The organism is Cyanobium sp. T1G-Tous (assembly GCF_024345455.1).
GTDB lineage: Bacteria > Cyanobacteriota > Cyanobacteriia > PCC-6307 > Cyanobiaceae > Cyanobium_A.
In genome coordinates this window covers 203,189-215,064 of sequence record NZ_JAGQBD010000002.1, presented here as the reverse complement: position 1 = coordinate 215,064, position 11,876 = coordinate 203,189, and the positions used below count along the sequence as shown (strand labels likewise).

Here is an 11,876-nt window from a genome sequence, read left to right as displayed (position 1 = left end):
AAGGCTCAGAACTTGATCCGCGGATCGAGCACGGCCACCAGCAGATCCACCAGCACCGTCACCAGCACCACCAGGCCGGCCACCACCACCACGATGCCCTGCACCAGCGGGTAGTCGCGTTGGCCGATCGCTTCCTGCAGCCGGAAGGCGATTCCTGGCCAGGAGTAGGTGACCTCGATCAGCAGTGCCCCGCCGATCAGCGACGCCACGGTGATGCCCGTGATCGTGAGCACCGGCAGCAGGGCATTGGGCAGGGCGTGGCGCAGCACCACCCGGGCCTCTCCCAGGCCGCGGCTGCGGGCTGCTTCCACGTAATCGGAGCCGAGGGTGCGGCGCAGATTTAGCCGCAGCGAGTTGGCGAAGATGCCGCTGAGCAATAGGCCCAGGGTGGACGCTGGCAGCACCAGATGGCGCACGCTCCCTAGCAGCTGCTGCCATTCGCCCGTGGCCAGGCCACTGCGCAGGCTGTCGAGCAAGTAGAAGCCACTGCCTTGCGGCGGCAGCGAGGTGGGCGGGAAGCGCCCCCCCACCGGCAGCCAGCCCAGCCACACCGCAAACACAAGCTGCACCACCATTGCGGCCCAGAAGGGCGGTAGGGCATAGGTGCCGATGCCGTAGAGCCGGCCAGCTAGATCGAGCTTGCCTTCCGGGCGGGCAATGCCGGAAAAGCCCACCGCTAGACCGACAACGGCAGCCAGCAGCAGGGCCACCACCCCCAGCTCCAGGGAGGCGGGCAGGCTTTGGCGAATCACTTCCGTCACCGGTTCCTGGTTGGTGAGCGAGGCGCCCAGGTCGCCATGCAGCAATTTGCCCAGGAAGCCGCCGTATTGCTGCAGTAATGGTTGATCCAGGCCCAGCTGGGCCCGCAGCGCAGCGCGGGCGCTTTCGGGAGCGCGGGTGCCGAGCAGGGCGTCGATCGGATCCCCTGGCGCCAGCCGCAGCAGCAGAAAAACCAGGCTGGCGATCAGCCACAACATCAATGGCGCCAGCGCCAGCCGGGCGGCCAGGTAGCGCAGTAGGGCCCGGCGGCGGCTCATGGTTTGCTGCTCCCTTGGGAGGTCTGCTTACGGGTCAATTCCTGGAGCAAGAGGCGGCCGGAGCCATCGAAACGGGGCTGGCTGATGCTGGGCTGGGCCCAGGCCCGCGGTGCCACCAGCCACACCGGTAGGTAGGGGTTGGCGGCCGCCGTTTGGCGCTGGATGCGGCGCAACAGGGTGGCGCGGGCGGGGCCGGCTACAGAAGCACTGCGCTCCAGGTCTTGTTGCAGGCCGGGTTTGGCCCAGAAACTGCCACTGGCGGCGCTGGCCCCCTTGAGACAGCGCTCCCCTTGGGCTTCCTCACAGCCCAGCAAGGGTACCAGGTAGTTGTCGGCATCTGGAAAGTCGCCCATCCACTCCAGCAGGATTAGCGGGAAGGCCCCTTCCCCTAGCTGGCGGTAGGCGGTGGTGGCCTCCATGCCGGTCACCTCTAGCTCAACGCAATCGCCCAGATCTTGCTGCAGCTGGGCCTGCCAGGTGAGGGCAAACATCCGGTCGGCGGGGATGTTGGAGCGGAAGGTGAGCGGCAGGGCCAGGCGCTTGCCTTGGCAGTAACCGGCCTGGCGATAGAGCTGGCGGGCCTTGGCTGGGTTGTAGCTGGGCCAGGCCTGGGGGTCGGAGCCCTTGAGGCTGGGGGGCACCAGATCGCGCAAGGGCGGCCGCAGGCCCAGGGTGACACGGCGGCTGATGGTGTGGCGATCGAGGCTGTAGGCCACCGCTTGGCGCAGCCGGGGATCGTTGAGGGGTGGCTGGTCGGTGAGCAGGGTGAGGTAGCCGATCTCCAGTGCCGGACCGCTGCCCTCCCGCAGGCTCCCAGCTGCAGCCTGGCGTTGCAAGGCGGCCTGCTGGTCGATTTCGAGGCTGGTCGAGAGCAGCACATCCACCTCGCCGCTCTGCAGGGCGCCGTAGAGAGCGGTGGAATTACTGAGCGACACCAGGTCGATACCGCCATTGGCGGGTTTGGCTCCCCAATACCCCGCAAACGGCTCTAAGCGTTGCTGCTGACCTGTAAAGAAGCTGAGCCGGTAGGGCCCGGTGCCCACGAAGCGGTCGTTGAGGAAGCGATCGCGATGGTTTTTGTAGGCGCTGGGGGAGAGGGGCGTCAGGTTGACGGCGCTGAGCAGCTCGGCTAGCGGGCTGAAGGGGCGCTTGAGCGTCAGCTCGATTGTGTAGGGACCCACGGCCCGCGCGGCGCTTACCCGATCACCCAGCAGGTAGCTGAGCTTGCCGATAGCTAGGAAGCGCTCCAGGCTGAACACCATGGCCGCGGCATTGAACGGCGTGCCGTCGTGGAAGCGCACGCCCTGGCGCAGCTGCACCCGGGCCTTGAGCCCGTCGGCGCTTAGCTGGGGCGGCGCTACTGCCAGGCGCGGCTCCAGCTGGCCAGCGGCATTGATCGCATAGAGCGGATCGCCAATCGCGCTCAGCAGCTGCATGGCGCCGAAGGTGTAAGCGCCGCCTGGATCAACCGTGTCGATGCGGTTTTTGCTGGCAACTACAAGCCGGTTGGCCGAGGCCTCGTGCTTGGGCCGGCAGCCGGAGAGAGCCAGGCCAGCTGTCAGGCCGCTGGTCAGCAGGGCTGCTGCCAGGGTTTGGGTCAGCCGCGGAGCGCGGGGCAAGGGGCGGCCGTCAAATCAACGCCATTCAAGACCGACGCGGCCAGGCAGGGCGCACCTGTTGCAGGGAAATTTCAAACACTTCCGATCCCTGACGCGCCAGGGGCCAGCGGCGCAGCCAGCAGCGGTCGTGGTGGTCGTCGACGCCAATTACTTGGTAGAGCTGCTCATCGCTTTCAAGGTGCACGCAGGCGCCTTGGTGAAGGTTGACGGTGCTCGAGGACTGGGCACTGGAGCAGGTGGGGCCGGTCATGGGGTTAGGGGCTAACTGATTGGTGCTTGCTGGGCAGATGCTGCGGGGGACAGGGGCTGAACACTGTTCGCCTCGCTACAAACATCGGCCTGGGTGTGGGGATCTCGACAGGGCTTGCCGCAGCACTGGCCCTTTCAGATCAGGCCCCGCTGGGGTCTTAATAATTAATTTCGATTTATGCCCCTACTGTGACCTGCCGCTGGCCCCATTGGCCAGTTGATGGCGATTTGGAGACCTGATGGAGTCAATCAGGCCCGCTGCTACAGGGTGCGCAGGCAGGCGGCCACGGCCTGAATATCTGACAGGGCCTCGATTGCGGCTAGGGCCTGGCGGAAGTTGGCTTCGCAAACCTCGTGGGTAATCACCACGATTTCGGCGGCGCCGGCGCTCTGGGTTTCGAACTGCACTATCGATTGAATCGACACCCCCGCTTCGCCAAAGCAGGTGCCGATCGCACCGATCACGCCAGCCCGGTCGCTGGTGCGCAGCCGCAAGTAGTTGCGGTGGCTGGTTACGGCACTCTCGACCAGCTGGCAGTCGCGCCAGCTGCCGGCGGCCAGCAGGGGATCGAGGGGCGCCTGAATGCCCCTACCGCCAGTGGCCTGGCGGATGCCGGCGATGTTGAGAATGTCGGCCACCACCGCCGATGCGGTGGGTCCTGCTCCAGCCCCGGGCCCGTAGAACATCACCTGGCCCACGGGGTCTCCCTCCACCAGGATCGCGTTGTTGACCCCGTTCACCCCGGCCAGCGGATGGGACTTGGGCAGCAGGGTGGGATGGACGCGCACATCGAGGAGCTGCTCGGCTTGCTCACTCGGCATGGCCTGGGCCACGGCCAAAAGCTTCACCACGTAGCCAAGCTGCTCGGCGTAGGCGATGTCGCGGGCATCGAGCTGGTCGATCCCCTCCGTTGGGATGGCCTCGCGGCGCACCGGACCGCCGTAGGCCAGGCCCGCTAAAATTGCGATCTTGTCGGCGGCATCTCCCCCCTGCACATCAGCGGCGGGGTCGGCTTCGGCGTAGCCCAGCCGCTGGGCGTCGGCCAGCACGTCTGGGTAGGCGGCCCCCTCTGCCGCCATGCGGCTGAGGATGTAGTTGGTGGTGCCGTTGATGATGCCGCTCACCCGCTGGATCCGGTTGGCTCCCAGGGACTGCTTCAGGGGCTCGATGATCGGGATGCCGCCACCTACGGCGGCTTCGATCAGCACGTACACCCCGCTGCGGGCAGCGGCGGCGGCGATCTCCTCGCCGTAGCGCGCAATTACGGCCTTGTTGGCGGTTACTACCGGTTTGCCGGCCGCAATCGCCCGCAGGATCAGGGAGCGGGCTGGCTCCAGGCCACCCATCACCTCCACCACGATGTCGACCGCCGGGTCGTCGACCACGGCTTCTGGGTCGGTGCTGAGCAGTTCGGCTGCCAATTCCACAGTGCGCGGCCGGTTTGGGTCGCGCACGGCCACCCGCCGCAATTCGAGTTCGCCCACCAGCGGGTGGCGGCCGGCCGGGGTCGCCAGGATGGCCGCCACACCAGCCCCCACCGTGCCTAGCCCGAGCAAGCCGATGCCGATGGTCATGCGTTGGGGGGTAGCGGTGCGGCGATCCTATAAATCAATTGGCTTGGCCTAGGGGGTGGCCGCCAAGGACTGGGCCTGAGCCTGCATCAGCCGCAGGATGTTGAGAAAGCCGTTGGCCCTTGAGGGGGTCAGGCTGGCCTGCAGGCCGGTGGCGGCGATGAAGGCCGGATCGATGGCGGTGGCCTGCTGGGGCGTAAGCCCTTCGAGCCCTTCGATCAGCAGGGCCAGCAGTCCCTTGGTGATGGCGGCGTCGGAGTCGCCGCGCCAGTGCAGGGCGCCATCGACTAACTCCGCCACCACAAAAACCTGCGAAACGCAGCCCTTCACCTTGAAGGCGTCATTGCGAAATTCCTCGGGCAGGGGCTCGAGCTTTTTGGCCAGCCAGAGCACGTATTCGTAGCGGCGGCGGGGATCGCTGGTGCTGGCGAGGCGCTCCACCATGCGGTCGAGGGCCGGACTGCCGCTGGGGGTAATGCTCATCAGCGCCGGCCGCGGCGGCGCCAGCTCAGGGCTCCTCCCAGGGCGCCGGCTGCGGCACTGAGGCCGAGCAGTGCCAGCCCTGTTTGGCCTCCTTGCCCTGGTCGGGAGCTGTTGAAGCGAGTTGAAAGGGCCGGTGCTGCCCCTGGCAGCTCGAGATAGTCGCGGTGGCCTGGGCCGCGGTCTACCTGCAGTTCCCAGGCTGAGGTTGCGTTGCTGGGCAGCTGGAAGCGGAGCTGGCCTCTGGCATCGGTGCGACCTACTTCGATCGGTTCACCATTGGGTGGCACCAGAAGTACCACCGCATCATCGGCGGGTTCCCCATTGCCGAAACGGGTGTCGAGCACCAGTTGATCGGTGAGGCTGCTCAGGCGCTCCAGGCTGCTTTCAATCGCGTGGCTATGGGCCGGGGCGGCGCTGGCAAGCAGCAGCAGGGCCGGAATTACACGCAGATTCATGGCTGAATCAGGAAGCTTGCCAACGACTATCGCTACTTTTGCCGGCCTGCACCATCCGCACCATCGAACTCACCATCATCGAGAGGGCGTCGTGGCTCTGACCACGCACCTGAAGTTCGGCAGCCAAGACCCTTTCTGGGACCGAGGCGTAGCCGCAGGGAGCAGTAAGAGCTTTGAGATCCAAGGCGTGGCCTATTCTATGAGTTGATCTTGGCAAATAGCTGCTCGCAGCGCGTCCCGTGTAAAGGCATTGTCAAGAACGGTTCCCCCAAGAAGGGTTCCCCTAAGAACGGTGCCCCCAAGAAGGGTGCCCGAGACCGTCTTCATCGAGCCAGCCCTGCAGGGGCACATCCCAGGGGTCGCGCGGCAGCTGCTCAACCCGGCAGCCGCGGGGCAGCACCGCCAGTGCCGGCACTTGGGCCCAGGTGGGGTCGGCCCGCAGCCGGTCGTACCAGCCGCCGCCATAGCCCAGGCGGATGCCGGCCGCATCGCAGGACAGGGAAGGAATCAACAGCAGGCCCAGCTGCTCCGCGGCCAGCGCGCCGTCGCCATGCGCTGCGGATCGGGCCGCTGGTGCGGGGATGCCGCAGCCATCGGGCTCCAGGTCGTCGCCGCTCCGCCAGGGGCGGTACACCAGCCGGGCCGCCGGATCGCTTGGGGCGGCGGTGATGGCCGGCAGGGCCAGCTGGTTGGGCAGTAGGGCCTGCAGCGAGCGCAGGTCGACTTCGCCGGGCAGGGGCCAGTAGAGGCCCAGGTGGCGCCCGGGGGGCACCAGAGCTAGACAGTGCCGCCGGGCCTGGGCCTCGATGGCGGGCTGGGCCTCTGGCAGTAGGGCCAGGCGCCGGGCCCGGAATTGCTGGCGCAGGCTGGCTTTGGCGCTCACCGCTGGAACCAGCCGGTGAGGGCGGCGGCTAGGGCATCGGCGGCGTCGTCGGGGCGGGGCGGGGTGTCGAGGTTGAGCTCGCGCATCACCGCTTCGAGCACGTCGTCCTTCTGGGCGTGGCCATGGCCGGTGAGGGCCAGCTTGATCTGCATCGGTGGAAACTCCACCACCGGCACCTTGAGCCGCGCCAGGGTCATCATCAGCACGCCGCGGGCCTGTACCACCGAGATCGTGGTGCTGGAGCGGTAGAAGAAAAACTTTTCCACCACTGCCAGCTGGGGCTGCCAGGTGCGGATCAGCACCCGCAGGTCGCGGGCGATCTCCACCATCCGCTCCCCATCGCTGCGTCCAGGATCGGTGCGGATGATGCCGCAGTCGAGTAGGTGCTGGGCGCCGCCGCGGTGCTCCTCCACCTCAATCATCCCGTAGCCGACGCGGGCCAGGCCGGGATCGATGCCGAGGATCCTCATGGTTCAGCGCAGCATCGGCGGCAGGGCCTTGGCTGGAACTGCCCGCAGCAATTCGAGCTCCGCCCGTAGCGCCGGATCCTGCCGGAAGGCTCGCCACTGGGGACTGGCGATGATCTGCAGGGCGGCGTCAGCACCGAGGCGCTGGCCTGCCTCCACATCGGATGGGTAATGCACGCCGCAGAGCACCCGGTTGGCTCCACCCTGGCGGCCTACGTGATGGAGGCGCTCGCGACGCTCGGGAAGTAGATCGGCGAGCAGCTCGGCTGTGCTGCGGAACCACACGGCGTGTCCAGAGGGAAAGGAGCCGGTGTCTTCCCGTGGCAGACAGGGCTCCAGCCCAGGGTGGGCGATGTAGGGACGGATGCGGCCCTGTTGTTGCTTGATCCTTCGATAGGCGCTGTTCACCGGCGCCATGAACGCGTGTAGGCCGGCGCTGAGCATTGGCGTGGCCTTGCCGAGCTCAGTGCCCACAGCGCTGCTGAAGACATTGAGGTCGCGATCTAGTAGCAGCCAGGTGGTGGCCACGATCTCCGGGCTTCGGAAGCGCTGCAGCCACTCCAAGATCGCCAGATCAGCGGCTTCCGTGGCACTCCCGGGCGCTGGAGGGAGGCCAGCGATTGCGGCCAGTCGGCGCTGGTCGAGTTGGAGCTCCGCTGCTGCCGGTTCGGCTTGGGCGGCCAGGCATGTTTGCTGCAGGGCTAGGGCGGCCAGCAGACCAGCTACCCACTGAGACCGCCGCAGGGTGGTGCAACGGTGTGTTGCACAGGTGGCCATGGCGGTGAACGTTGCAAACAATTGGGGGGAGGCAATATTTGAGGACTTCAGGGCCGGCGATGGTCAGCTCCGCGGTTGCTGACGAGGCTCCAGGCGTGGTTCACAGCGCTGCTGGCCATCGAGCAGCTGGGCCTGGCTGTAGATCCGCACCTCGGGCTGCTTTAGGGACGGCCGGTAGCGGAGCACAACCAGCTGGTCGAAGTCGTCGTCGGCGATCGGTGCCATCGCTGGCCAGCCCAGGCCTGCGGCGAGCTGCGGCAGGCGACGGTGTTCCCAGAACAGCACCACCCTGCCGCCGGCAACGCTCGGATCGGTGAGAATTTGGCGTCCTGACTGGAAAGAATCCTCGCGGGAGGCGAGGTCGATGGCGATGTCTACGCCGGTAGCAACCGCTAGAGGCACGGCCGTCTGGTAACTGCGGGCGTTCTTACTGGAAATGGGATCGAGATAGAAGCTGCGGATCTGGCTGGGGCGCCCAAAACAGTGCGGCAGCAGCGAGGCCAGCGCAATAGCGCGCTCGAATCCCTGCGCCGACAGGTTGTAATTGGACCCCCCAGGACCTTTGTGGCCATGCCGCATCAGCACCACCAGCTCAGGCGTGGCCCGAGCGGAGGGGGCCAGTGGCATCAGGCCGATACAGGCGGTGAAAAGCATCACCCGGCCGATGCAGTCAGCAGATGAGGCTCGGGAGGCCATGGGGTGGTTCACCCCACCAATGCCAGCTCGAAGGCGCTGCGATCGCTGCTGTCGGAGCGCTCGAACACCTTGCAGAACACCTTCACCACCCGGTCGCCGGAGTCGATCGTTTCCAGAGGGTCTTTGCGCAGGCGATGGCGCAGGCAGCAGGCCACAACGCGAGCCACGTCTTCTTCGCCCACCTCGGTGCGACCCTCGAAGGCGGCCAGGGCCCGGGCGGCCCGGTTGGTGACGATGTCGCCGCGCAGGCCATCCACATCCAGCTCGCCGCACACCGCCGAGATGCGAATGCGTAGGTCGGCATCGATCGCCACTTGATTCAGAAGCTTCTGCGCCGCAATCACCCGGTCCTGCAGGGCGTCCTGGGTGGTTTGCACAGCGTTGTTGAAGCCGTCTGGATCGCTGTCGAAGGCGGTGCGCTGATCCACCACCTGCACCCGCAGCTCTGGATCGCGCACTGTGCGCACCTCCACGCTCATCCCGAAGCGATCGAGCAGCTGGGGCCGCAGCTCCCCCTCCTCCGGGTTGCCGGAGCCGATCAGCACGAAGCGGGCCGGGTGGCGCACGCTCACGCCTTCGCGCTCCACCGTGTTCCAGCCGGAGGCGGCTGAATCGAGCAGCACGTCCACCAGGTGGTCGTCGAGCAGGTTCACCTCGTCCACATAGAGCAGGCCGCGGTTGGCCTTGGCCAGCAGGCCGGGCTCAAAGGCCCGCACGCCCTCACTCAAGGCCTTTTCGATGTCGATCGTGCCGCAGAGGCGATCTTCCGTGGCGCCTAGGGGTAGGTCGACCATGGGCACCTGGCGGGGCTCCACCGGCAGCTCCTCACCCTGCTCGGCGCGGGCGCGCACCTCGGTGCTCTGCAGGTCTGGGTCGCTGGGGGAGCTGTTGTAAGGGTCGCCGGCCACCACATCGATTTCGGGCAGCAGGTCGGCCAGGGCCCGGATCGTGGTCGATTTGCCTGTGCCCCGGTCGCCCATGATCATCACGCCGCCAATGCGCGGATCGATCACGTTGAGCAGCAGGGCCAGCTTCATCTCCTCCTGCCCGACGATCGCGGTGAAGGGGAAGACCCTGCGCTTGCGAACTGGCGTCACGGCTGGCTGGCTGGAGTTGATTCGGATTGTTTCACAGCTGGGTTCATAGCTGGATCTGGAAGCGGCAACAGGCTGAGCACCTGGGGCGGGGTGGCATCGGCCGGATAGATCAGCCGCACCTGCAGCTGGCGGTTGGCCCCTGGCGCCAGGCTGATGGTGCCGAAGGCGGGGCTGGGTTCACCAGCACGCTGCACCAAATGGAAGCTGCGCCGGCCAAGGGGCCTGCTGCCCGGGCTGGCGCCATCGAGGCCCGTCACCTCCACCGTTCCGCGGAACATCACTGGCCGGCTGCCACTATTGATGCCGTTAATGCTTTTGAAGCGCAGGCCACCAATGGCGGCATCGCCCTTGAGCGGCGATTCCAGGGCCAGCTGCAGCGTCACCGGCTTGGTCGTGTCGTTGCGCAGGGGGATGCTGAGGTCGTATTCGACGCCGTAGTTGCCGTGGGCGGCCCAGGCGGTGCCCGGGTAGAAAGCCTGCAGCTCGGCGGTCTGCACCTGGCCGCTGCCGAGAGTGCCCCGCTCCAGGCTGCTGATCGGCCAGGAGATCGGCGCCCGGCTCACGCTCAGCCAGTTTTTACCGGGATCGCTGAGGCGGCTGCGCCAGGTGCTGCCCACCTGCACCCCACTCACCCGCGAATACACCATCCCCCCCTTGCTGCCCCGGGGGGTGGGGCTGTGCTCCCGGGGGCTGAGATCCCCCTCCAGCAGGGCGGCCCAGGCACCGGCCGGCGGTGGCGCGTTGCCGCTGCCAAAAGCGGCCAGGGTGGCCAGGCTCACAGGGGCCGAGCTCTCCAGCCGCAGCTGCAGGTTGCGGCCGTTGAGCAGGGGATCAAGGCCCCGCACCGGCAGGGGCAGCACCAGCAGGGTGGTGGCGGCGCCTGGGGGCAGGATCCAGCTGGCGGGCAGCTCGGTGCTGCGCTGGCGGGCCAGCAATTCGGTGGCCACCCGGCTGCCGGGGCCAGCCCACACCGGCGTAGTGCCCTGAACCATCAGGTCTGGCAGGGGCAGGAAGGGTGCGCCGGCCTGGCCGGGATCCACGGCCTGGGAAAGGGCTGTCGAGCCAGCCAGCAGCTTCAGGGTCACGGGGCCGGGGCCGCGGGGAGCGGCCAGCACCGCCAGCCACAGGGTGGAGTCGAGGCTCTCCGGCTTGCCCGCATACACGTGATGGCTGAACAGGTCGAAGCGGCCGTTCAAGGCCACATCGAGGTGGGCTGCAGGCACGCCGCGGCCGGCGCCGGGGAAAGTGGAGAGCAGGATCCCGGGCTCGCGAATCAGCTCGGGATTGTTGTCGTTTACCAGCAGCAGCCGATCCAGTCCGCCGCTCAAGGGCGCCACGGTCTGGGGGCGTAGCAGCGGGGCCGCTGGGTTGGCTTTGGTCTGGCTCAGGGCGGGGGCAGCCAGGCTGCTTAGCAGCAGCAGGGGCAGCCAGCTGGCCTGGAGCAGGCGAGCGCGGTTCATTTGCGACCTACCAGGGTTTTTGATACTTCAGCTGCCATGGCGCGGATCAGATCGGTGGAGCGGGGGTCGTTGAACGGACCTTTCACCATGAAGGCCGCCACGGCGCGCTGGCCGTTGGGGAGCTGGATCAGGGCCGCATCGGCGTAGGCAATGCCGATATCACCGGTTTTGTTGTAGACGGTGATGCCGAAACTGAGCAGCTCGCTGTCGGGGTCGGCGGCATCTTTACCGAGCCCCTGGAGTAAGCCGAGGGGAATCAGGGTGTTGGTGCGGGAGCTGCCCATGATTTCCCTAAACAGGTCCCGTGCCCGGGGACTAAGACTTTCGCCGATATCCACCATGGCGATCGACTTGGCCAGGTCGCGGCTGCTGGTGGTGTTGGTGCCGTCGAGATCGGGCAGCCAGTTATTGACTGCCGTCGCAGGCAGGCCCATGGCGGTGAAACGCTCATTGAGGGTCGTTTTGCCGCCTAGACGCTTGATCAGCAGGTTGGTGGCGCTGTTGTCGCTCACCCGGATCATCTCGGTGGCTGCTTCAAAAAACGGGAAGCGGGTGCCCACCGGTTTGTTGGCCATCCAGCCGGCTCCGCCGCCCACCACCTCTTTGGTGAGGGGCAGGGGCTCGTTCCAGCGCAACTTGCCGTTATCGAGGTCTTCCAGGCCTGCCAGCAGAATCGGCGTTTTGATTGAGCTGGCGGCCGGCAGGGGTAGGTCGGGTTGCAGCTGGGCAAAGCGGCCGTCGTCGAGCACCAGCAGGAAGGCGCTGGCGGTGAGGTCTTTCTGGGCCGCTGCCAGCTCACCCCAGCGCTTGCTCACGGCTGCCAGCTCCGTGCGGGCTTCGAACTGGCCTGGATCGAGGCCCTTGCTGTTGCTGGCTGCGCCGAGGTCGAGGCTGGGGGCCTTGATGGCGCCTTGGGCCAGGCGGGGGGCCAGCAGCTTCAGACTGGTGCCGGTGACTACGCCCAGACCAATTCCCATCACCACCAGGCGCAACACCAACCGAAAGGGGCCTCCCCAGCGGTTCTTAGGGCTACGGGGCTGACGGCCAGCGGTCACGGGCCACTCCAACGAAGTGACCTGAA

At 67.0% G+C, this 11,876-nt stretch carries 14 protein-coding genes; all 14 read right to left on the bottom strand.

Annotated elements, in window-relative coordinates; all coding sequences use genetic code 11:
* Positions 1-5 precede the first annotated feature (5 nt).
* The 14 genes from KBY75_RS02585 to KBY75_RS02520 all read right to left on the bottom strand — a co-directional run bounded on the left by KBY75_RS02585 (position 6) and on the right by KBY75_RS02520 (position 11,772).
* Entirely contained in the window at positions 6-1,037 is a 1,032-nt protein-coding gene (locus KBY75_RS02585) for an ABC transporter permease (protein ID WP_255022840.1), read from the bottom strand.
* The gene (locus KBY75_RS02580) at positions 1,034-2,473 is read right to left on the bottom strand and encodes an ABC transporter substrate-binding protein (RefSeq protein WP_396097854.1); all 1,440 of its coding nucleotides are present in this window, start codon (positions 2,471-2,473) and stop codon (positions 1,034-1,036) included. The genes KBY75_RS02585 and KBY75_RS02580 overlap by 4 nt, the downstream gene beginning before the upstream one ends.
* 208 nt (positions 2,474-2,681) lie before the next feature.
* The gene (locus tag KBY75_RS02575) at positions 2,682-2,906 is read right to left on the bottom strand and encodes a hypothetical protein (protein ID WP_255022839.1); all 225 of its coding nucleotides are present in this window, start codon (positions 2,904-2,906) and stop codon (positions 2,682-2,684) included.
* 260 nt (positions 2,907-3,166) lie between these two features.
* A complete protein-coding gene (locus tag KBY75_RS02570; RefSeq protein ID WP_255022838.1) occupies positions 3,167-4,480 on the bottom strand; it encodes a homoserine dehydrogenase in 1,314 nt (437 codons plus the stop codon).
* A gap of 48 nt (positions 4,481-4,528) precedes the next feature.
* Positions 4,529-4,960, bottom strand: coding sequence for a SufE family protein (locus KBY75_RS02565; protein WP_255022837.1), 432 nt, complete (start codon positions 4,958-4,960; stop codon positions 4,529-4,531).
* Positions 4,960-5,415, bottom strand: coding sequence for a hypothetical protein (locus tag KBY75_RS02560; protein ID WP_255022836.1), 456 nt, complete (start codon positions 5,413-5,415; stop codon positions 4,960-4,962). The genes KBY75_RS02565 and KBY75_RS02560 overlap by 1 nt, the downstream gene beginning before the upstream one ends.
* Before the next feature lie 7 nt (positions 5,416-5,422).
* Positions 5,423-5,599 carry a hypothetical protein gene (locus tag KBY75_RS02555; protein ID WP_255022835.1) on the bottom strand — a complete coding sequence of 59 codons (177 nt, stop codon included), beginning with the start codon at positions 5,597-5,599 and terminating at the stop codon, positions 5,423-5,425.
* 99 nt (positions 5,600-5,698) lie between these two features.
* Entirely contained in the window at positions 5,699-6,298 is a 600-nt protein-coding gene (locus KBY75_RS02550) for a 5-formyltetrahydrofolate cyclo-ligase (protein ID WP_255022834.1), read from the bottom strand.
* Entirely contained in the window at positions 6,295-6,768 is a 474-nt protein-coding gene (gene ruvC, locus KBY75_RS02545; protein WP_254935977.1) for a crossover junction endodeoxyribonuclease RuvC, read from the bottom strand. The genes KBY75_RS02550 and ruvC overlap by 4 nt, the downstream gene beginning before the upstream one ends.
* Before the next feature lie 3 nt (positions 6,769-6,771).
* Positions 6,772-7,542, bottom strand: a complete 771-nt coding sequence (locus tag KBY75_RS02540) for a phosphatase PAP2 family protein (RefSeq protein ID WP_255022833.1) — start codon at positions 7,540-7,542, stop codon at positions 6,772-6,774.
* A gap of 63 nt (positions 7,543-7,605) precedes the next feature.
* Entirely contained in the window at positions 7,606-8,238 is a 633-nt protein-coding gene (locus KBY75_RS02535) for a hypothetical protein (RefSeq protein ID WP_254935979.1), read from the bottom strand.
* 8 nt (positions 8,239-8,246) lie between these two features.
* The gene (gene bchI, locus KBY75_RS02530) at positions 8,247-9,335 is read right to left on the bottom strand and encodes a magnesium chelatase ATPase subunit I (RefSeq protein WP_254935980.1); all 1,089 of its coding nucleotides are present in this window, start codon (positions 9,333-9,335) and stop codon (positions 8,247-8,249) included.
* Complete coding sequence (locus KBY75_RS02525) at positions 9,332-10,795, bottom strand: DUF3370 domain-containing protein (protein ID WP_255022832.1); 1,464 nt, start codon at positions 10,793-10,795, stop codon at positions 9,332-9,334. The genes bchI and KBY75_RS02525 overlap by 4 nt, the downstream gene beginning before the upstream one ends.
* Positions 10,792-11,772 carry a serine hydrolase gene (locus KBY75_RS02520; protein WP_255022865.1) on the bottom strand — a complete coding sequence of 327 codons (981 nt, stop codon included), beginning with the start codon at positions 11,770-11,772 and terminating at the stop codon, positions 10,792-10,794. The genes KBY75_RS02525 and KBY75_RS02520 overlap by 4 nt, the downstream gene beginning before the upstream one ends.
* Positions 11,773-11,876 lie beyond the last annotated feature (104 nt).